Below are 19181 nucleotides of genomic sequence, written 5' to 3'. Positions count from 1 at the left end.
CTCTTTAAATTCCGGCGTATATCGTTTATTTGGAACTCCTTTTGGCATAGCAAAACACCCCACTTGTTAGATAGTATATCATACTGTCTAACAAATGGGGTGCAGTTCACAGCCCGGATGCCAGCACAATAACCAGATTGACCAGGCCGCCGACAGCCATGAACGAAACGGAAAACAAAAACAGCAGCGTCATCTTTGCCAGGACCAGCGCAGGTTTGCTCACAGGAACGGTCATGAGATTCTTTAATGTGTCGTTATCCTGTTCTTCAAAGAGCAGATTCGATGCCAGCACCACCAAGGCAGGCATCAAGAGCAGATAGGCGCTCAGCTGAAACAGAGTAGACATCAGGCGGTCCACCGCTTCTGTACCACTTGAAAATTCTTGCATCTCCGGCAGAAACAGCGCACACCCCAAGGGAATCAAAGCCGAAATGGCCGCAGCCGCAAAGAACAGGGGTTTTCGTTTCAGCTTGGCAAACTCACAGCGCAAAAGTTTAAGCAATGCCCTCACCCCCTGTAACCTGCTTGAAGTAATCTTCCAGGGTGTCCTCATAAAGATGGGCATCAGACACAGACAGTCCTGCGTCCACAAACAGCCGGATCGCCGCGCCGGTATCCAGCCGAAGGTCGCGGACCGTCAGCTCATTGGCGCTGTCCACTTGGACATTGCGAAAGCCCAGTTTGCTCTGAAGCAGGTTGGCGGCCAAGGCTGCGTTGGAAACCGTAAAGCGAAAATATTTCCCATTCTTTGCTTCCAGCTCCTCCAGGCTTTCTTCTTCCAGCAATACGCCGTGGTCAATGATTCCGATGTCATCGGCCAGCAGGGAGATCTCTGACAGGATATGGCTGGAGATCAAGATGGTTTTCCCTGTGGCGTCGCACAGTTCCCGGATGAAGCCGCGAACCTCTGCGATGCCGATAGGGTCAAGGCCATTGATCGGCTCGTCCAGAATCAGCAGTTCCGGGTTGTGCATGACGGCCAGTGCGATAGCAAGGCGTTGTTTCATGCCCAGCGAATACTGGGAAAACAGCTTTTTGTCCCGGTACGGCAGGTTGACAACTTCTAACGCTCCCTTGATGTATTGGGGGCTTTTGAGTCCTCGCAGATCGGCAAAAATCTGAAGATTCTCCGTCCCTGTCAGGTTCGGGTAAAATCCCGGTGCTTCGATCAGGGAGCCGATGCGGGGCAGAATGCCTTTTTCGTTCCCGCGAAGCGGCTTGCCAAAAATCTTCACGTCGCCGGAAGATGGAGCGGTAAGGCCCAGCAGCATCCGCATGGTGGTGGTTTTCCCGGCTCCGTTACGGCCCAGCAGGCCATAGATACGCCCTTTCTTCACATGAATGGACAGATTGGACACACTGTTCTGTTCTCCGTATGTTTTGGTAAGACCACGGGTTTCAATAACATAATCGCTCATGTGCGAATACCTCCTTTTCATGATGGTCTAAGCATACCATCCCAACCTTGAGATAACGCTGAGCCAACCTTGAATTATCTCTGAGATTTTTGACACAGAATAGGCAGCCAACATCCTTTGCGGTATAATGGAAACGAAGATAGGTGGTGAAATTTGCGTATGACAAATCACAAGATACTGTTGGTCGATGATGACCATGATGTATTGGAGATGCTGGTCTCTATTTTCCGACGGGCGGGATATACGAATCTACTAACTGCCGTATCCGGCGGCGAGGCGCTGCGGACATGGCAGGAAGAACATCCAAGTTTGATCGTGCTGGATGTGATGATGCCGGGCATGGACGGATTTTCAGTTTTGAAAGAGATACGCCGCACAAGCCGGGTCCCCGTTCTGATGCTTACCGCCCGTGGGGAAGCGGAGGACCGCATCGAGGGGCTAGAGATTGGAGCAGACGACTATCTCGCCAAGCCCTTCTTACCCAAAGAATTGCTGCTTAGGGTCGGCGCAATCTTAAACCGCGCTTACCCAAATCAAAATGAAATGGTGGAACTCGACGGAGCTATCGTGGATATGGCCAACGCAGAAGTTTGGAAAAATGGCGAAAAGCAGACATTGACTGCCAAAGAGATGCAGCTTTTTGAAAAGCTGTATCAAAACGCAGGGCGGATTGTCACTACGGGTGTCCTGTGCGAAGCGATATGCGGGGAATTTTGGCAAGGGTATGAAAGCACCCTTTCCACCCATATCCGGCACCTGCGGGAAAAAATCGAAGAAAACCCGTCGAAGCCAGTTTCCCTTGTTACTGTCAAGGGCCTTGGTTACCGCCTTAATCTCAAGGGGGTGTCGCCATGAATGCAGTGCATCGCTTTTTCCGCCGCTATATCCTTTCTACGGTCGGGATCGTACTTTTATTTTTGGCCGTCAATATCGCCTTGTTCCTTGCCATTATCCTTGCAGGAAGCATGAGCGGGGCGGACACCGCTTTTTCCGTCCGCGATTTCTCGGACCATGTTGTGCTGCGGGATGGAAAATGGGTTGCAGACGATACTGCCCTTTCCATGCTGCAAAAACAATCTGCCTGGGCGATGCTGCTGAATGAAGATGGCGATGTCGTCTGGCAGCAGGATCTGCCGGAAAAACTGCCGCGTTCTTATACCAGTACGGAGGTGGCTTCTTTCAGCCGGTGGTATCTGGAGGACTATCCTGTTAAAATATGGACACGTGCGGACGGCAACCTTATGGTTGTAGGCTATCAGCCCGGAACGCTGGTAAAATATTATTTTTCTCTGGAATGGCCCTACATGGGGGTTTTACTCGGCGGAATCGCAGCGGTTTTTATCATCAATTTGTTGCTCATTGTTTTCTTGATTTTGCGGAATACGCGAAAAGTCGAAAAAGCTATGACGCCCATTCTACAAGGTATTCAAAATTTGAGTCACGGAAAAGCTCCGCACCTGGAGGAGCAAGGGGAACTGGCCGAAATCAACGCTGGGCTTAACCGGGCCGCAGATTATATGAGAAAAAAGGACAACACAAGAGCGGAGTGGATTCGCGGCGTATCCCACGACATTCGCACGCCTCTCTCGATGGTGCTGGGGTATGCCAGCGAGCTGGAAGATGATCGCAGCCTTCCGCTGGAAGCAAGAAAGCAGGCAAGTATCATCCGTCGGGAAAGCGAAAAGATGAAACGGCTGATTGACGATTTGAACCTGACCACCAAGCTGGAATATGCGCTCCAGCCTGTTCATTTCAAGGATGTTGATTGGGTAGAGACCAGCCGTCAAGCTGTCAGCGAAGTGCTGAATAGTGGTCTGGACAGCCGGTATGAGATTGTATTTGCCGAGATGCAGCCAGGGCGCTCGATCCACCTTTTGGGGGATGATAGCCTGCTGCGGCGTATGCTGGATAATTTGATCCGCAATAGCATCACCCACAATCCGCAGGGATGCAGGATCTCCGTTTCTGTCGGAGAAGAAAACGGGCGCTACCTTTGCGTAATTTCAGATGACGGAGTAGGAATTGCGCTGGAACGCCTGAAAGCATTAAATCGTGGGGACGGCATTGCCAGCACCCAGGGCAGCGATGAAAAGGCTGAGCATGGTCTGGGTTTGAAGCTGGTAGTGCAGATTGTAAAAGCCCATCGTGGAACCGTTTCTTTTTCCGGCAACACCCCGCATGGGTTAGAAGTCAGAATTTCGTTGCCACCCCAGCCGCTTATTTCATAAATTCCAGTATTAAACCCATAGGAAAACGCCGGGCGCAGGGCCAACAGGCCGCCGCGTCCGGCGTTTTCTCGTTATATTATTGATCCAACTTTTTCTTTCCTTGGCTCATAGACTTAATAATCACAATGGTGAGTTTCCAAAGCAACCATCCAATGACAAAAATTATGGCACCAATCAAAATAGAAATGGGGAGAAAAGCTATCTCATTAGCAGAAAAAGTGCCAATGCTAATACCAATTTCGGCAATTTCATATCCCATTAAGTGAGCTACGAGCTTGATAATACCCGCAATCGGACAAAGCACGCCGCTTACCATAAAGGCGATACCGCAAATACTTGTAATTGGCAAAACAAACATACCACCAATTCCTGCAAGGCTGTAAAAAGCAATCACGGCACTCAACCGACGCCAGTTAAAACCGCTGTTTTTTGCAATGGCTTCTCCTAAATAGGCTTTTGCAAGTTCCTTAGGATTTCCCAAGCGATCAATGATTTGTTCTGTGGAAATACCATTGTTCTGCAATTCGAGCATTTCACTTTTGATTTCTTTCACAATGTCCACACGTTCTGAAACAATCATTGGTTTCAGATATTTTTCGATTTTTTCGAGATATTCATTAAGTGATTTTTCCAGTTCCATTGTCTTATGCTCCTTTGATTTCCTTAATAGCGTTTAGCAGATTATCCCATTCATCAGACATTGCGGAAATATATTCAATTCCTTTGTCGGTAATGGAATAATACTTTCGCGGCGGCAAGCCCTCGGCACTCTCCTGCCACGATGATGATACATAATCATCTTTCATTAACCGTCTAAGTAGCGGATAAATTGTATTCTCTTTTGCAGCCAGAATAGGATACTTTTCTAATGTACTGATAATTTCATATCCATAGGATGGTTGCTGCTTTATCATCAACAGAATACAAAATTCCAGTGTCCCGCGCTTAATTTGGGATTTCCAATCATCAATATTCATGTACTGTACCTCCTGTATATACATCGTACTACACAGTATATCAGAAGTCAATAGTACATCAAAAGATTTTTTATTTGACTATCTATGCACAATATAGTGTAGCGGCGTCACAAACAAAATGCAGAATACGAGAACTGAAAAGCCCATCTTGTCTACGCATTTAGGGGGCAAAAAGCCCACGGAAATCAAGGCTTTTCGGGGGTGGTCGGTGGTGTGGCAGAATGATTTATCAAATACCTGCCGGAACGGGCTTTGAAATGCGTAGGAAAATCTTTCCGCCGCTGGTTTTCTTGCCGGTTCTGTGGTATGCTGGAATAAGACAAAAACGACAGGAGTTGACACGATGGCCGAACAGGAAATGTTACTGGACACTGATACCATCAGGGCCGCCGTCGCCGGTGAGAAGTGGGCCAAAGATAAAGTGATCGAACACTACACCCCCATGATCGACGAACTGGCCGTTGACGAAGAGATGAAGCAGCACCTTATTTTGAAGCTGCTGGAAGAACTGCCACACTTTCCAATGGAGCAGGCATAAGAAAAAGAGCGCCGGACGCAGAGGCATATAGCCCCGCGCCCGGCGCTTTGCATTGTAAGAAAAGAGTAGCATAGAACGGTCAATCGTGATCGCCTGCGCTATTCCTGCTGTTTCAGCTTCATATCCCTGCGGATCGTGTCTTTGGTTGCTTTGAGCAGATCGGTGAGTATGCGTATTTCGTAGTCGTCACAATCCTCCAAAAGCATTTGAACCTCATGGGAGAAAACTTTCTTGGAGTGGATCACGCTGTCGCACAGAAATTCGTCCACCGAAACAGAAAGGACATTTGCCAGCGAAACCGCCATCGGCAAACTCAACTTGGAATGGCCGTTTTCAATGTTGCTCATGTGGGTAATGGACAGCCCGGCCTTTTCCGCCAATGCTTCCTGTGTCAGATCGGCCCGTATTCTTGCGATCTTCACTCGCTTTCCAATCGCCTTGTAATCTAAATCCATCTATATTCCCTCACAGTACGTCGCCAAATATCATTCCTCCCTTATTGTAAAGTACCCGTGGTATATATATAATAAACTATATAAATTCTAAATTTATATTCTTTAAGTTTTGCAAATTTTCTGTGGTGGGTTGGCTTATTAAATAAACTTTTTTAAGGTGGGGAATAAATATGATAGTTTGTACCTTTGCGGGACACAGAGAAGTCTTCGGCCTCGGGCAATCGCAGGTTGTGGAGATATTGGAAAGGTTGCTGGAAGCGGAACAGGAAATGACCTGCTATGTGGGCGGCAAGGGAGAGTTTGACGCCCTCTGCGCCAGTGCGGTTCGTACTCTAAAGCACCAGCACCCGGACAAGGCAATCTCGCTGGTTCTGGTGCTGCCCTACATGGAGCAGCGGCTAAACACGGATAAGGAATACTACGAAAGCCACTTTGACGAAATACTGATCCCCATTGAACTTGCAGGCATCCACTACAAACAGGCGATTACCGCCTGCAACCGCTGGATGGTGGACCGGGCGGATTGCCTGATTGCTATGGTGTGGCGGGATCACGGTGGGGCCTATCAAACGCTGAAATATGCAGAACGCCATCGTAAACGGGTTTTTCGGGTGAAACATGAAAAATAAGCACCGGACGCAGAGGAAAACCCTGCGTCCGGTGCTTTACTATAATTGGTTTCTTACTTTTAACAGTTGTGTATTTGATTCATGGATTATAGGTATTTCAAATTGTTTTACTTTGTTGAGAAAGGCGTCATCCAGGCGTAAAGGATATGTATAAAGCAAAAAAAGGAGGCAACTACCTATGTTGATTGGTGTCGATCATGGCAACAAGCAAATCAAAACCGTCCACTGCAGCCCCTTTGTTTCCGGCCTGCAGCAGAGCATTACAAAACCCTTTGGCCAGAGCCTGCAATATCGGGGCAATTACTACACGCTCTCCAGTGAGCGCATCCCGTTCCGCAAGGACAAGACGGAAGATGACCGCTTCTTTGTACTTACGCTGATCGCTATTGCAGAGGAACTGGAGGCGCGCCAAATCGGCAAGCAGGAGCTCTACAATATCCAGCTTCCGGTAGGACTGCCGCCGGCACATTTTGGCGCCCAGGCAAAAAAGTTTTCCGATTATTTCAAGAGAGATGGGATCGTGGAGTTCGTGTACCGGGATAAGCCCTATGCCATCCGTATTACCGATGTAGTTTGCTACCCGCAGGCGTACGCGGCGGCCGCTACCATGCTTCACACGCTCATGGATGACCCGAAAGCGGTGGTGTTGGATATTGGAGGCTTTACGGCGGATTATCTTCTCCTGAAAAACGGAAAAGCTGATCTCACCTCCTGCGATTCGCTGGAAAACGGCGTGATTCTGCTCTACAATAAGATCAGGTCCAGAGGAAACTCGGAACTGGATCTGCTGCTGGATGAAAGCGATGTGGATGCAATTCTTGCTGGCAGGAAGACCTCGTATCCGGCTGAAGCTGTGCGCCTGGTGGAGCGGCTGGCACAGGAATTTGTAAACGACCTCTTCAGCACGCTCCGGGAGCGGATGCTGGATCTTCGTTACAGTAAGGTGGTCTTTGTGGGCGGCGGCGCGATCCTGCTACGCCGACAGATCGAATCCTCCGGTAAGGTGGGGACGCCGCTGTTCGTCACGAACATCAATGCCAATGCGGCCGGCTTTGAATACCTCTATCGACTGGAAACGGCGGGTAGGTGATGGGAATGGCGGCCAAAAAGGAACGGGGGCGATTTTCTCTGCGGTTCAATATTGGCGACCCCGTACAGCGAGCTGCCGTTGAACTGTTGGAACTTCAGCCGCCTCATAGCAAATCCCAGTATATTGCCAATGCAATCACATACTATAATGCGAACTTTGCAGATGACCCGCAGCCTTTGAAAGCAATGGCTCCGGTCATTGACAGAGCCGCCATCGAAGCCATTGTGCGTGAGATCATGCGGCAAGAGACAGGACAAACCGAAAAGCCTGCCCCGGCCTCGGGCACCTGCCGAGTGGAAGAAGAGAAAGCGGCTTCGACACCAAATGTGCAGGCGCAGGAGCCAGAGTATATGCCGGAAGTGGGAGAAGCACCGGAGATTGATGATGTGACCCGAAACCTGATAGCCAGCACAATGGCTGAATTCCGCAGATAATAAAGAAAGAGGTATAGGAGAGACAGATAAAGCCTCGTCCTATACCTCTTTCTGTTCTTGAATGGCAGCAATATAACTGTCAATAATATCTTCCAGATGGCGGTACTGGCTGGGTGTCAATGAAGAAATCTTTTGATGAAGCAGGCGTGCATCGTCTTCTATGACCTGACCGCGCAGCAAATAATCTGTGCTGATGTCCAATGCTTCACAGACATTCAATATAGTTTCAGGCCGCATGGCTTTTGTTCCCAGTTCAGCAGTTGAAATAGTTTGCGGGGTTACATGTGCCATTTTAGCCAGAGTTTCTTGTGTTAATCTCAGCTGTTTGCGCCGATCCAGCATTCGCTGGCCCATTTCTTTTAATAATTCACCCATTGGCAGCCCTCCATGCTATAGCTATATTTTATCCGCCATAACATGAAAAATTAAGCGGCTATGGTTGAACTTATTCAGCCATAGCAAGTATAATGGGTAATAAGGGAAAATCAGGAGGAAAAAAATCATGGGCAAGCTTTCTTGTGCGATAACGGGACATCGTCCAACTCGTTTTAAGTTCAAATACTGTGAAGATAATAATGGTTGTGTGCAGTTGAAAAAACGCTTGAAAAAACAAATTATACGCCTTTATGAAATGGGAGTACACCATTTTTGGGTAGGAGGCGCACTGGGAGTAGATATGTGGGCTGCTGAAATCCTCATTCTTTTGAAAACGCAGCCGGAGTATTCAGATATTTCTTTTACATTGGCTTTGCCTTTTGACGGTTATGATGAGAAATGGGACAGCCATAGTAAAAATAGAATGCAACTGATTCGCCACCATGCCGGAATTATTGTAGTGAGTGATAAGTATGGAACAGCAGGCTATTCAGAAAGAAATCATTACATGGTAGACCATGCGGATTGTTTGCTTGCCATTTATGACAATGATCGCTCCATTCGTAGCGGTACTGGTATGACAGTCCACTATGCCGAAAAAAAGAAACTCCCTGTTATTTTAATTCATCCAGAACATGCAAAGATAGGGTATATCAATGAACAATATCTGAACAATATGATTGAGTGCAAAGAAAAAGAATAATTTGTGAATCTGAGCGTAATTGAATGCTTTTATTATGCTCGAAATCTGCTATACTGAACAGTGTATGCAGAACGAGGTGATTACATGAAGCGGATTTTAGTTGTGGAAGACGACCTCGCGCTCAGCGCGGGGCTTTGTTTTGAATTGGATTCTGGTGGATATATTTCCGTATCTGCCTATACATATCAGAAAGCATTTCAGTTGGTAAAGGAAGACAGATTTGATCTTGTCCTATTGGATGTGAATCTGCCGGACGGAAATGGTTTTGACTTGTGCAAAGCCATCAAGGCACTACGGCCGGAAATACCGGTGATTTTTCTTACGGCCAATGATTTGGAGCAGAATGTATTGGATGGTTTTGATCTGGGCGCCGAGGATTATGTGACCAAACCTTTTAGCATGAAAATCCTGCTTCGTCGTGTGGAAGCAGTGCTTCGTCGGTCGGGACAAAGCAAAGCGGAAGAATCCGCCCAGCGTTGGAGCGATGGTTACCTTACGCTGGACTTTGGTGCACTTACTGCCCAACGAGGCGGGGAGACCCTTACCATTACACCCAATGAATATAAGCTGCTGCGGGTACTCACCGATAATGCTGGTAATATTCTCACCAGGCAAGTCCTTCTGGAACGCCTGTGGGACAGCGGTGGCAATTTTATTGATGATCATACCCTTACCGTAACCATGAACCGCCTGCGTGCCAAGATAGAGGACGATACTCACTCCTATATCCAGACAGTACGAGGCATGGGGTACATCTGGAAAGGAGTGCAGCGATGAAGGCGCGTCGTGCCGGCATTCTTTATGGTGTGCTGGGGGTACTTTCCACCGGGCTTTTTGCAACACTTATTTGGATGCTGTGGGAGTTTGTGCCCAGAGCATCCGTCCGGTATGGCCTGTTGGGGGTGTGCTGCGGTATCTTCCTGGTGGCCGGGCTTTGGATTATTCTCCAGCGCAGGCAGATTGGATATTTTGCGGACGATGTGTGTGAGACCATCGACGCAGCGATTGCTGGCCGGCAGCCCGAAAATTTTCACCCCTATGAGGACTCACTGACATCTAAAGTACAGGGCAAACTGATGCAGTATTACGATATCATGCACGAAGGAAGATTACAAAGTCAGCGCGATAAAGAAACGCTGCAAAGCCTGGTCAGCGACATCTCCCACCAGGTCAAAACGCCTGTCGCAAACCTAAAACTATATACCGGAATCCTGCAAAAGCCAGAACTGCCAGAAGAAAAGAGAGTACTGTTTGTTGCCACTATGGATGAACAGATCAACAAACTGGATTTCCTGATGCAGTCACTGATCAAGATGTCCCGATTGGAGACAGGCACCTTTGTGCTTACCCCAACAGAAGCCCGCTTGGGTGATACCATAGCCCAGGCTATGAGCACGGTTTGGGCCAAGGCGGAAAAGAAACAAATCGAACTGACTGTGGACTGCGCGCCGGAGATTATGGTGCAGCATGATCCCAAATGGACCGCGGAAGCTATCGGCAACATTCTGGATAACGCCGTCAAATACACTCCGGCTGGCGGACGGGTTGCCATTACTGTGCGCCCTTGGCAGTTCTACACCCGCATCGACATTGCCGATACCGGCATCGGCATCCCGGAGGAACACTACAATGATGTGTTTCAGCGATTTTACCGTGCCCAGGAGGTTGCTGCCGAGGAAGGCGTGGGCCTTGGCCTGTATCTGGCCAACGGCATCATCACCCGACAGAAAGGGTACATTAGTGTGAAATCAAAAGTCGGAGAAGGAACGACTTTCTCGGTGTATTTGCTTAGCTAAGGAGCAGCGATATAAAAAAGGAGCGATAATAGATGAACGGTTTTCTTTTATTGCTGCCTTTCTTCGCCGTTCGGTTCGGTCTGCTGGCGGTGCTGGATCAGGGGGCTGTGCGCCGAGCGGCTCATTTCGCTCCCATGAGCGGCGGAGAACGGGTGGCCTATGGCATCTATCAGCTTGCCACGGCGTTTGTGGTGCTCTATCCCCTTTGCCTAACAGTACACCCCGGGGTGACCTGGCATTTTGTGATAGGGGTGCTGTGCGGTGCGGTTGGGCTGGCCTTGTGCATTGCATCCATGAGCTGCTTTGCCCGACCGGATTCAGATGGATTGTGTACCGGCGGGGTCTACCGCTTGTCCCGAAATCCTATGTATCTGGCATATTTTCTCTATTTTACCGCCTGTGCCCTGATGACCGCTTCGGCGGTATTGATGTTCGCGGTGCTGGTGTTTCAAGTTTCTGCACACTGGATCATTCTGGCCGAAGAACGCTGGTGCCTGCAAACTTTTGGCGAACACTACCGCGACTATATGAAGAAGGTGCGGCGATACATATAGAAAAAATATTATAGGAAAGAGCGAATGCAATGAAATACATAGTAGATGATAGGAACCTGACGCCCGGAATTTTTATCCCCTTTGTTAATCAGATATGGAAGGGCGAGTACGACCAGGGAAAAACAGAGGCGGCCTTGTCGCACACTCTCAATATCACCGCCTACGATGGCTTACGACTTGTAGGCTGTCTGCGCATCCTTACTGACGGCTACTTTTTTGGCACCATCACCGAGCTTCTGGTGTTGCCCTCATACCAAAAGCAAGGGATTGGAAGCCAGCTTTTGCAGCTGGCCAAAGAGCATACGCCGACTCTGCTGTACTTCGGAGCACAGCCGGGTGTGGAGGCATTTTATGAAAAAAACGGTTGCCAAAGGAGCCTGCAATCGTACATTATCGAAAAGAAGAATACCTAAAATAAAGAGGAATCATCCCATGGACATCGTAACAGTACAAAATTTGCACAAAACCTTCGGCAAAGGCGAAAATGCGGTACACGCCTTAGCTGGTATCGATCTTTCCATCGAAAAGGGAAAATTCACCGCCATCATCGGCGCCTCCGGCTCCGGCAAAACCACTTTGCTCAACATGATGGGTGGACTGGACACCCCTGATGAGGGCGAAGTGGTAGTGGACGGCGTGAAACTGTCTGGCCTCAAGGAAAAGGAACTGGCGGTATTTCGCCGCAGTAAGGTGGGATTCGTTTACCAGAGTTTCAATCTGGTGCCGACCCTTACCGTGAAGGAAAATATCTTGTTTCCCTTGAGCCTGGCCGGGTCCACGCCCGATCCCACCTTCTTTGCGGAAATCATGGAACTACTGCATCTGCAAGACCGACTGAATGCTTTTCCCCATGAACTTTCCGGTGGCGGGCAGCAGCGAGTAGCCATTGCCCGAGCACTGATTGCGAAACCCGCTATCGTTCTGGCCGACGAGCCAACCGGCAATTTGGATTCTAAAAGCGGCCAGAATGTACTGGGCTTGCTGAAACTGTCGGTGGAAACCTACCATCAAACGCTGGTAATGATTACCCACAATCTGGAGATCGCCCAGATGGCGGACCGGGTTATCCGCATTGAAGACGGCCGTATCCGTGCATAAGGAGGGCCGACCATGCTTGCAAACAATAACCTGAAGGTCTGCCGCACCCTGGTGATGCGGGACTTCAAATTTCACCCAGTTAAAAACACAATCCTGATTCTGGCTGCCATGCTGGTGACAGCTCTTTACACATTTGTCTTTCTGTTGGGCAGTTCAGTTGAGGAAGGCTTCCTGCTGAATTACCAATATACATACGGTTCTACCAGCCATATTCTTTATACCGGTCTTACTGACCGTCAGGCTGATACCATAGCTGGAAACGCCAATGTGAAAAGCACAGTACGGCTTAGTACGGTAGGGCAAGTCACAGATCCGATGATTGGTCAGCGCGTGGTCAAGCTGGCAGTTACTGACCGAGACTATGCCGAATCAGTATTGTCTGTTCCTACCACGGGCCAGTTGCCCACACAGCCGGGAGAGATTGCTCTGGACGAGTTCACCATGGATTCTTTAGGTGTACTTCGAGAGATCGGCGCTCCGGTGACGATTCAATGGACTGATCCAGACGGGGATACTCACACCTCGCAATTTTCTCTATGCGGTTGGTGGCTTAGCTCCACCAACTTTACCGAAGCCTGTGCCTGGATCACAGAGGAAACGGCACAAACGCTGTTTCCTGGCTACGATGACGACGCTGCAGCCAATGTCACCCTAGGTGTTAACCTGCACCAGCCCAAAGAACTGGATGTTCAGGCAGAGGAGATCCTGGCCGAGCAGGGTGTGGCCGGAGTCAACTTCACCACCAATCTTGCCTATAACGACGCCAAGCGGGAACAGGCCAGCGGACAGGCTCAGCCATTTTATCAGCCTGCACTCCTGGTCCTGCTCTGTGGATATTTGATGGTTTACAGCATCATCCATGTGGCAGCCCGGCGGGATCTGATGTACTATGCCGGGCTAAAATCCCTGGGTCTGACGCCCCGCCAACTTCGGCGCATTTTGCTGGAACAGGGCTGTATTGTTTCCGCTGCGGGCTTTCTTCCAGGTTGGCTGCTGGGGTTTGGCATTCACTTCTGCATCACCAGTCGGGTGATTACCGGCATGGAGGAGAATCCGGCGCTCTATTTTCTCACATGGCAGCCTTTTGTGGTGGCGGCACTTTGCACACTGGCTACTACGCTGTTGGCATACCTTTTACCAACCATCCGTCTGTCTCGTATGACGCCTGCACAGACCATTCTCTCAGCTACTGGCAGGCTGCCAAAGCATGGACGTAGCTCCGATGGCCGCACGACTTTATCCCGGCTTGCGCTGCGTAGTCTTGGCCGCAGCCGGTGGCGCACGATACTGTCAGCAATTTCTCTGCTGCTTGCAGTAGTCTTGTTGAGCGGTTCATGGATCATATATTCCAGCATCAAACAGGACCTTTACCTTTCAGTCATGTCTCCTTGGGATTACAGTCTGTCTGACGGCTCTGCTTATCTGTCGGTGCAGAGGTACAACGAAGCCAACCAGGGCATTACTGAGCAGACTGTGGACGAAATAAGAACACGCCCGGAGGTCACAGAGGTAAGTTCGTTGAAAAGCCATGAAATCGCTCTGATAGCCTCCGACGAACTGCGGCAGCGCATTGTGGACTACTACAATCAGCCTCTTGACGAAACAATGACCCTGCGAGAATCTCAATCCGGTTTTCCGGACTGGTGCGCCGGTGTGGATCGGCTGGAACAGACTGGCGAGTACACCGGTCTTGTGATCGGGCTGGATGGTGCATATCTCAACTATGTACTGACGAACTCCCCTTTTACCAGCGGTGAATTTGACGCTGAAGCATTTGCTTCCGGGGAGTATGTACTGGCTGCAGGCGCTTACCATGACGGCATCTCCACTCCGGCAGCAGGCGAAACAGTTGAGCTGGCTGGACGCACTTTCAAAATACTGGGTTCTGTGATGCACGATGACTCATATCTTAGTGGCTCCAACAGCACAGAAGCAGCCTTCAACATTGCCTATCTAATGCCGTCGGAGACTTTTGAGGAGCTGTTCCCTGGTCAGAGCTATCGGCAGTTGGCAGTGGACATTGACCCATCTATGCAGGATTCTTTCGAGGAATATCTGGATCAGTTTGAACAGGGAATCAATCGAGGCGTAGGGATCATCCGCCGCAGTGAGTATGCGGCTAACTTTGAGTCTGCGCGACTGAATGAGGTTCTGCCTACTCTGGTGGTGGCGCTGGTGCTGCTGGGGATCGCGCTGATCAACTTCGTGAATATGCTGGTTGTCAAAACAGTGAGCCGCCGTAACGAGTTTGCTGTATATGAAAGCCTGGGGATGACACAGAGCCAGCTGCGGCGCTTGATGATGTTGGAGGGCGTTTTCCACGCTGTTCTGATGGCTGTGGTGTTAGTGCCCGTCACAGTACTGTTTGCCTGGTTTGTTATGCCCAGTGTTGTAGAGGCAATGGGCTCCTGGTGTGCGGTTTATACCTTCTCACTTCTGCCTCTGTGGCTGGTGCTGCCAGTAATTCTACTGCTGGCAATCCTTGTGCCACTTGCGTGCCTGCGTTTTATTACCAGAGGGAGCATTACCCAGCGGATGCGTCGGGTGGAATGAAAGGAGCGTGTAAACCATGGGATTGCCTTTTCGACTTTTTACTGCCGCATATACCTTTCTCATGATGTCGATTGCACTATTCATCCTGACCTGCGGTATATTAGGGAAGAAAATTAAAGGCCGCCCTTTGGCGGTGTTCTGCATTTCGGCACAGGTACTGCAATGGCTTATTGGCATAGTTGGCCCTCTCCTTATATTACTTGCAAGTGCGAGTGACGATATGGCACTGTCTCCCGCAATTGATATCCTTACCTATACTCCTGTGGCGCTCATTTTGGGTTGGCAGCTGGCACGAGAGTTTCGACTGCCGTTTCTGCATACCCTTACGGCAGCGGTATTGGGCACGTTTATCGCAAACACGGCCAGTAGTGTAATGGCTCAGGTGGTGGAACGATATAGTCCATTGTTTGACCGGATGTATATTCTCGCTTTTGTTCTCCTGTATATTCCATACACCCTCACGGTCGGCGTATCCTGGTTTGCATCCTATATCCTTCGTCGGTCAGAGTTCTACCGGTACTTTTCAGCGCTATTTCGCAGCCGCACCCGTGCAGCGTTGATTCTGGTGGTCTCTTTTGCACTAATGTGTTTGATGCCTTTGCTGCACACATTTTTCCCTGATATTGACCCTAATGTGGCATATGGCATTCTTTTTTATTCGTTTATTATTGTTGGACTTTTCTGTATTCAATTTGTCGCCATGTACACAGCGGGTCAGGATAAGATCAAAGCGCAGGAAGAAACAATTCTTCAGCAACAGGCGCACATGGCTTTGTTGGAAGAGCTGCAACAGGAAATTCGAGCATTTCGCCATGACGTCACGAACCTGTTCTCCGGTCTGACCTTACAGGCACAGGAAGGCGATCTTGCCGGCATCCAAGAATTTATGAAGCGAACCAGTGGATACTTTGATGAAAAGCTTGGAAACGAGATTGCCCAGATGGACGGCCTTAGCAATATTGAGCTGTACCCTCTGCGCAGCCTACTCACCACAAAGCTGGCAAAAATGCGTCAGCAGCACATCAAGGGCGTGCTGGAGGTTCTACGCCCAGTGAGCCGTGATCAGGCTATGGACGCCGATGATCTTTTGCGAGCAGTAGGTATCTTGTTGGACAATGCCATCGAGGCTGCTGCAAAACAAGACGGCCTTGTGCATATAGTGCTGCTGCAGGAGGAAAAGCAGTTATATCTTGCCGTAGCCAATAACTACGATATCGCACCAGATATGGCTGCACTTGCCCGCAAGGGTTATACCACGAAAGGAAGCGGCCATGGCACAGGTCTTTCCAGCTATCGGCGCATCGTAGCCCGTTGTCGGGGGTGCGCTATGAGAACCTACCTGAAAGACGGGATGTTCGTACAAGAACTGCACATCCCCACCATTTGATGTAAAGGAGGGAACGCCTATGATTCCCGTTTATATCTGTGACGATGAAGCACCTATCCGCCAAAGGTTGGAACAGATCGTGGCTGGACAGATTATGATTCTGGACAGCGATATGGGTCCTGTACGAACTGTGGAGGAGCCGGACGAATTGCTGCGGCTGCAAAAGGAGGATTCTGTTCCTGCTGTCTACTTTTTGGACATAGACTTCCCGGGTAAAATCAGCGGGCTGGAACTGGCTCAAAAACTGAGACAGTATGATCCGCGAGGATTTATTGTATTCATTACCGCCCACAATGACTTGGCTTTTGAGACCTTCCGCCTGCGGTTGGAGGCTTTAGACTACATTGTAAAGGGAGACGCGGCTTCCATGACCACAAGGGTTCAAAGCTGCCTGGAAAGTATTAGGGAACGGATGCTCTCCCAGCGCCCTGGCCAGGGCAGCTACTGTACGGTCAAGATTCTTGATACGGTGCGCCATATCCCTACTGACAGTATCCTCTACCTGGAGGCGGTGGGCTATCGCCATACGCTGCGGCTGCATCTGGATAACGAGTTGCTGGAATTCAACAGCAGCCTAGACCACTTTGCTGCTCAGTTGGGAGATGGCTTCTGGCGCTGCCACCGGGGCTTCCTAGTGAATCGAAATCGCATCCGTTCGGTGCATCTAAAAGAACAGATAGTAGAGCTGGACAACGGCGAAACCTGCTTGCTTTCCCGCAAGGCAAAAAGCGAGTATCAAGCGCAGACATAGACCACGGAATATATCTAAAGTAAATTACAACAAGGGGCAGAAGAAAAATTCTTCTGCCCCTATTTTTGTATAATCAATTATTGTTTTACCATTGGCGAAGCCTTTTGAACCATTGGCGAAAGATTTGGTGGGAAGTAAATTTTCTCTGCTATACTCAAGTCAACAAAAACAACAAGGAGGGCTTTGAAAATGCCTGCTGAAAAATTTGTTCATGATTTTGTGAAAGAAGCTGGATACAATCCCATTCCTGACCGCGCTATCATCGTCACCTACGCGCCTGCCGACCTGAGCGAAAAAATGGCCCGTTTTTTCTCCAATGAGTTCTTCGCACTGCAAATGTGCGAAAATTCTCTGGTGCTGCTGCCGTTCGGACGGATGTCCATGGTCCTGAAAAAGGATGTGGTGTTGGAGATCCCCTACGACCGCATCCGCAAGGTGGACGTGCGGGAGGATATGCTCAATTACCGCATCGAGCTGGATACCGATGATGGCCTTATCGCCCTTTCTGCCCAGCAAAAGAGCTTCAACGCTCTGCGCCATTCCGGGACGCTATCTGTTGGTATGAGCGGCTTCGGTTCAGGCGTGACCAGTGAAGGAATTACCAAGAAAGACAACTGGCACCGTGCCAATCTGGATGCAACGCTGGAAGCTCTGAAGGCCCTAAACCGCTGAGTAGGGAGAGTTTCAGATGGATGTCCGTAATCAGATCGCTCGGTTTGTAGCTGATGGCTGGCATTATCAGAATTATACATTTTCCTGCCGCCAAGCATATCTCTGGGGGATGCTGATTGCCCTACCTTTTGTAGCTCTTGTGGGTGGGGCATATCGGATATTCCTGCTGAATCGGGCGGTGTTATTGAATCATACCGGTCTCATTCTACTGGCTGTCATTGTGGTAAGTTTGCCTCTCCATGAGCTGTTTCACGGTCTTGGCTGGAAAATGGCTGGGCGATTGGAAAATTATGAAATCAAGTACCTGTTTCGGCATGGAATGCCCATGTGTTCCTGCCTGACGGTGCTTTCCACTAAGGCTTACCTTACAGGCCTATTGCTGCCGTTTCTGGTGCTGGGCGGAGGCAGCATCGTGTTCCTGGTTACATATCCAGGCACCATTTCCGTGCTGGCGGCAGTTGTCAATCTACTGTTGCCTGGAGCTGATCTGCTGATTGCCTGGACAATCTTGCGCAGCGGAGCAGCCAGGATTGTTAATCAGCCGGAAAAGTTTGGTTTCATTGGGTTATATTTTCCCCAGGGTAAAAGCGCGGTATGCTTCGATGGTCAAAAAACGCCCCACTGAAGTTTGCTCACAGGGCATGACGAACATCCACAAAGTGCTGTTAGATACACAAACCAAAACCAACTACCCATTTGAGTCTGCCTCTATGACCGGTGGATGCGACCTTGCGTTCTTTCTGCGTGCAGATGTGAAGTCATCGGTAACTCCCATGGCATATTGCGAATAGGCATACGAAGATCAAAGGCTGCTGCTGCATAGTTCAGTGGCGGCCTTTTTCTTGCCCAAATGGACTCAATCTTGAATTGGAATACATAGTTCACACAAGCAATTGTCCACCATTTGTTTTTGATATCTCTCTAAGACTGGCCTTTGTAGATTTGGTCTATAGTCGTGAGTCAACAGGTACGCAAAACACTCGTTCCACGCCTTCTGTATAGCTTCTACCGTGTGCTCAATTTGAAAAACTGCATAACGGCCACCGTTCAACTGCTTGCATGCAATTTCGGCGGAGAATTTCTTTGCGACACTCTCGGAACAAAGAAAGCAAATGTCGTATCTACAGTCCACTGGTTTAATCTGCATGGGATTATCCAAGGCTGCAGCTACAATAACACAATCAGCAGTAAACAAATCATGTGTTCGCAACCATTGTTTGAATGTTTCCATAAGTACACGGTTTTCCGGACCATACGGGCCAACGCGGCGCATATAAAGAGCAGGCGACGTGCTCCAGTTTTGAATTTCAAGCTTTGTGAACCATTCCATACCATATCCCTCCAAAAACGGCTTGTCGTTTGGAAGATGATAAACCCAATTAAAATTGTTTTCAATAGGCAATTAAAATTTTCCGAAAATTGCAAGTGCAAGTTGGACACCTGCACAGTAGAAATTAGTTAATCAGAGCGTCGGGCATGATGGGAGCCTTTGGCTTCCATCGTGGACGATGCTGCCGCAGCCG

24 protein-coding genes are annotated in these 19181 nt (G+C 49.3%); 17 read left to right on the top strand and 7 right to left on the bottom strand.

The genetic code is table 11. From position 1 onward, the window contains the following. Positions 1-106: 106 nt before the first annotated feature. Both J9789_RS16630 and J9789_RS16625 read right to left on the bottom strand, forming a co-directional pair. Complete coding sequence (locus tag J9789_RS16630) at positions 107-502, bottom strand: ABC transporter permease (RefSeq protein WP_245185349.1); 396 nt, start codon at positions 500-502, stop codon at positions 107-109. Then, entirely contained in the window at positions 495-1418 is a 924-nt protein-coding gene (locus J9789_RS16625; RefSeq protein WP_209346763.1) for an ABC transporter ATP-binding protein, read from the bottom strand. The genes J9789_RS16630 and J9789_RS16625 overlap by 8 nt, the downstream gene beginning before the upstream one ends. 159 nt (positions 1419-1577) lie before the next feature. Here J9789_RS16625 and J9789_RS16620 point away from each other — a divergent pair, with 159 nt between their 5' ends. Together J9789_RS16620 and J9789_RS16615 are read left to right on the top strand one after the other, a co-directional pair. Further along, positions 1578-2273 carry a response regulator transcription factor gene (locus J9789_RS16620; RefSeq protein WP_209346762.1) on the top strand — a complete coding sequence of 232 codons (696 nt, stop codon included), beginning with the start codon at positions 1578-1580 and terminating at the stop codon, positions 2271-2273. Further along, positions 2270-3646, top strand: a complete 1377-nt coding sequence (locus J9789_RS16615; RefSeq protein WP_209346761.1) for a HAMP domain-containing sensor histidine kinase — start codon at positions 2270-2272, stop codon at positions 3644-3646. The genes J9789_RS16620 and J9789_RS16615 overlap by 4 nt, the downstream gene beginning before the upstream one ends. A 76-nt stretch (positions 3647-3722) precedes the next feature. Here J9789_RS16615 and J9789_RS16610 read toward each other — a convergent pair whose 3' ends face one another. Continuing rightward, on the bottom strand, positions 3723-4286 hold the full coding sequence (locus J9789_RS16610) for a DUF1700 domain-containing protein (RefSeq protein WP_209346760.1): 564 nt from the start codon (positions 4284-4286) through the stop codon (positions 3723-3725). 4 nt (positions 4287-4290) lie between these two features. After that, on the bottom strand, positions 4291-4623 hold the full coding sequence (locus J9789_RS16605) for a PadR family transcriptional regulator (protein ID WP_209346759.1): 333 nt from the start codon (positions 4621-4623) through the stop codon (positions 4291-4293). Positions 4624-4966: 343 nt separating this feature from the next. On the opposite strand from J9789_RS16605, the gene J9789_RS16600 reads away from it, so the two are divergent. Further along, complete coding sequence (locus J9789_RS16600; RefSeq protein WP_209346758.1) at positions 4967-5161, top strand: helix-turn-helix domain-containing protein; 195 nt, start codon at positions 4967-4969, stop codon at positions 5159-5161. Between the two features lie 98 nt (positions 5162-5259). On the opposite strand, the gene J9789_RS16595 is transcribed toward J9789_RS16600, so the two are convergent. Then, a complete protein-coding gene (locus J9789_RS16595) occupies positions 5260-5616 on the bottom strand; it encodes a helix-turn-helix transcriptional regulator (protein ID WP_209346757.1) in 357 nt (118 codons plus the stop codon). A gap of 170 nt (positions 5617-5786) precedes the next feature. Here J9789_RS16595 and J9789_RS16590 point away from each other — a divergent pair, with 170 nt between their 5' ends. From J9789_RS16590 to J9789_RS16580, 3 genes are all read left to right on the top strand, one after another. Then, positions 5787-6245 (top strand): DUF1273 domain-containing protein, encoded by a 459-nt coding sequence (locus tag J9789_RS16590; protein WP_209346756.1) that lies wholly within the window; start codon positions 5787-5789, stop codon positions 6243-6245. 178 nt (positions 6246-6423) lie between these two features. Continuing rightward, a complete protein-coding gene (locus J9789_RS16585) occupies positions 6424-7335 on the top strand; it encodes a ParM/StbA family protein (protein ID WP_209346755.1) in 912 nt (303 codons plus the stop codon). Between the two features lie 5 nt (positions 7336-7340). Further along, positions 7341-7769, top strand: a complete 429-nt coding sequence (locus tag J9789_RS16580; protein WP_148317452.1) for a hypothetical protein — start codon at positions 7341-7343, stop codon at positions 7767-7769. 39 nt (positions 7770-7808) lie between these two features. On the opposite strand, the gene J9789_RS16575 is transcribed toward J9789_RS16580, so the two are convergent. Further along, a complete protein-coding gene (locus J9789_RS16575) occupies positions 7809-8144 on the bottom strand; it encodes a helix-turn-helix transcriptional regulator (protein WP_087260165.1) in 336 nt (111 codons plus the stop codon). Positions 8145-8271: 127 nt separating this feature from the next. Between J9789_RS16575 and J9789_RS16570 the strand changes: the two genes are divergently transcribed. From J9789_RS16570 to J9789_RS16520, 11 genes are all read left to right on the top strand, one after another. After that, positions 8272-8847, top strand: a complete 576-nt coding sequence (locus J9789_RS16570; RefSeq protein ID WP_209346753.1) for an SLOG family protein — start codon at positions 8272-8274, stop codon at positions 8845-8847. An 84-nt stretch (positions 8848-8931) separates the two neighbouring features. After that, entirely contained in the window at positions 8932-9624 is a 693-nt protein-coding gene (locus J9789_RS16565; protein WP_209346752.1) for a response regulator transcription factor, read from the top strand. After that, positions 9621-10643: a HAMP domain-containing sensor histidine kinase gene (locus J9789_RS16560; protein ID WP_209346751.1), complete on the top strand. Its 1023-nt coding sequence runs from the start codon at positions 9621-9623 to the stop codon at positions 10641-10643. Before J9789_RS16565 ends, J9789_RS16560 begins: the two co-directional genes overlap by 4 nt. Before the next feature lie 32 nt (positions 10644-10675). Continuing rightward, positions 10676-11197, top strand: coding sequence for an isoprenylcysteine carboxylmethyltransferase family protein (locus J9789_RS16555; RefSeq protein WP_209346750.1), 522 nt, complete (start codon positions 10676-10678; stop codon positions 11195-11197). A gap of 29 nt (positions 11198-11226) precedes the next feature. Then, positions 11227-11610, top strand: coding sequence for a GNAT family N-acetyltransferase (locus tag J9789_RS16550; RefSeq protein WP_209346749.1), 384 nt, complete (start codon positions 11227-11229; stop codon positions 11608-11610). Positions 11611-11629: 19 nt separating this feature from the next. After that, positions 11630-12295: an ABC transporter ATP-binding protein gene (locus J9789_RS16545; RefSeq protein ID WP_209346748.1), complete on the top strand. Its 666-nt coding sequence runs from the start codon at positions 11630-11632 to the stop codon at positions 12293-12295. A gap of 12 nt (positions 12296-12307) precedes the next feature. After that, on the top strand, positions 12308-14848 hold the full coding sequence (locus J9789_RS16540) for an ABC transporter permease (RefSeq protein ID WP_209346747.1): 2541 nt from the start codon (positions 12308-12310) through the stop codon (positions 14846-14848). A 16-nt stretch (positions 14849-14864) separates the two neighbouring features. Next, positions 14865-16235: a GHKL domain-containing protein gene (locus tag J9789_RS16535; RefSeq protein WP_209346746.1), complete on the top strand. Its 1371-nt coding sequence runs from the start codon at positions 14865-14867 to the stop codon at positions 16233-16235. Positions 16236-16254: 19 nt separating this feature from the next. Beyond that, positions 16255-16986 (top strand): LytTR family DNA-binding domain-containing protein, encoded by a 732-nt coding sequence (locus J9789_RS16530; protein WP_209346745.1) that lies wholly within the window; start codon positions 16255-16257, stop codon positions 16984-16986. A 189-nt stretch (positions 16987-17175) separates the two neighbouring features. After that, entirely contained in the window at positions 17176-17658 is a 483-nt protein-coding gene (locus tag J9789_RS16525) for a hypothetical protein (RefSeq protein ID WP_209346744.1), read from the top strand. A 16-nt stretch (positions 17659-17674) separates the two neighbouring features. Continuing rightward, a complete protein-coding gene (locus tag J9789_RS16520; protein ID WP_209346743.1) occupies positions 17675-18283 on the top strand; it encodes a DUF3267 domain-containing protein in 609 nt (202 codons plus the stop codon). A 231-nt stretch (positions 18284-18514) separates the two neighbouring features. On the opposite strand, the gene J9789_RS16515 is transcribed toward J9789_RS16520, so the two are convergent. Next, positions 18515-18988 (bottom strand): GyrI-like domain-containing protein, encoded by a 474-nt coding sequence (locus J9789_RS16515; protein WP_209346742.1) that lies wholly within the window; start codon positions 18986-18988, stop codon positions 18515-18517. Positions 18989-19181: the final 193 nt, after the last annotated feature.

Source organism: Flavonifractor sp. AGMB03687 (assembly GCF_017811815.1).
Taxonomy (GTDB): Bacteria; Bacillota; Clostridia; order Oscillospirales; family Oscillospiraceae; genus Flavonifractor.
This window is presented reverse-complemented; position numbering and strand designations above follow the sequence as displayed.

Coding starts and splice junctions, on each gene's coding strand:
- J9789_RS16625 (WP_209346763.1), bottom strand. CDS start 1,418: ATGAGCGATTATGTTATTGAAACCCGTGGTCTTACCAAAACATACGGA.
- J9789_RS16620 (WP_209346762.1), top strand. CDS start 1,578: ATGACAAATCACAAGATACTGTTGGTCGATGATGACCATGATGTATTG.
- J9789_RS16615 (WP_209346761.1), top strand. CDS start 2,270: ATGAATGCAGTGCATCGCTTTTTCCGCCGCTATATCCTTTCTACGGTC.
- J9789_RS16610 (WP_209346760.1), bottom strand. CDS start 4,286: ATGGAACTGGAAAAATCACTTAATGAATATCTCGAAAAAATCGAAAAA.
- J9789_RS16605 (WP_209346759.1), bottom strand. CDS start 4,623: ATGAATATTGATGATTGGAAATCCCAAATTAAGCGCGGGACACTGGAA.
- J9789_RS16600 (WP_209346758.1), top strand. CDS start 4,967: ATGGCCGAACAGGAAATGTTACTGGACACTGATACCATCAGGGCCGCC.
- J9789_RS16595 (WP_209346757.1), bottom strand. CDS start 5,616: ATGGATTTAGATTACAAGGCGATTGGAAAGCGAGTGAAGATCGCAAGA.
- J9789_RS16590 (WP_209346756.1), top strand. CDS start 5,787: ATGATAGTTTGTACCTTTGCGGGACACAGAGAAGTCTTCGGCCTCGGG.
- J9789_RS16585 (WP_209346755.1), top strand. CDS start 6,424: ATGTTGATTGGTGTCGATCATGGCAACAAGCAAATCAAAACCGTCCAC.
- J9789_RS16580 (WP_148317452.1), top strand. CDS start 7,341: ATGGCGGCCAAAAAGGAACGGGGGCGATTTTCTCTGCGGTTCAATATT.
- J9789_RS16575 (WP_087260165.1), bottom strand. CDS start 8,144: ATGGGTGAATTATTAAAAGAAATGGGCCAGCGAATGCTGGATCGGCGC.
- J9789_RS16570 (WP_209346753.1), top strand. CDS start 8,272: ATGGGCAAGCTTTCTTGTGCGATAACGGGACATCGTCCAACTCGTTTT.
- J9789_RS16565 (WP_209346752.1), top strand. CDS start 8,932: ATGAAGCGGATTTTAGTTGTGGAAGACGACCTCGCGCTCAGCGCGGGG.
- J9789_RS16560 (WP_209346751.1), top strand. CDS start 9,621: ATGAAGGCGCGTCGTGCCGGCATTCTTTATGGTGTGCTGGGGGTACTT.
- J9789_RS16555 (WP_209346750.1), top strand. CDS start 10,676: ATGAACGGTTTTCTTTTATTGCTGCCTTTCTTCGCCGTTCGGTTCGGT.
- J9789_RS16550 (WP_209346749.1), top strand. CDS start 11,227: ATGAAATACATAGTAGATGATAGGAACCTGACGCCCGGAATTTTTATC.
- J9789_RS16545 (WP_209346748.1), top strand. CDS start 11,630: ATGGACATCGTAACAGTACAAAATTTGCACAAAACCTTCGGCAAAGGC.
- J9789_RS16540 (WP_209346747.1), top strand. CDS start 12,308: ATGCTTGCAAACAATAACCTGAAGGTCTGCCGCACCCTGGTGATGCGG.
- J9789_RS16535 (WP_209346746.1), top strand. CDS start 14,865: ATGGGATTGCCTTTTCGACTTTTTACTGCCGCATATACCTTTCTCATG.
- J9789_RS16530 (WP_209346745.1), top strand. CDS start 16,255: ATGATTCCCGTTTATATCTGTGACGATGAAGCACCTATCCGCCAAAGG.
- J9789_RS16525 (WP_209346744.1), top strand. CDS start 17,176: ATGCCTGCTGAAAAATTTGTTCATGATTTTGTGAAAGAAGCTGGATAC.
- J9789_RS16520 (WP_209346743.1), top strand. CDS start 17,675: ATGGATGTCCGTAATCAGATCGCTCGGTTTGTAGCTGATGGCTGGCAT.
- J9789_RS16515 (WP_209346742.1), bottom strand. CDS start 18,988: ATGGAATGGTTCACAAAGCTTGAAATTCAAAACTGGAGCACGTCGCCT.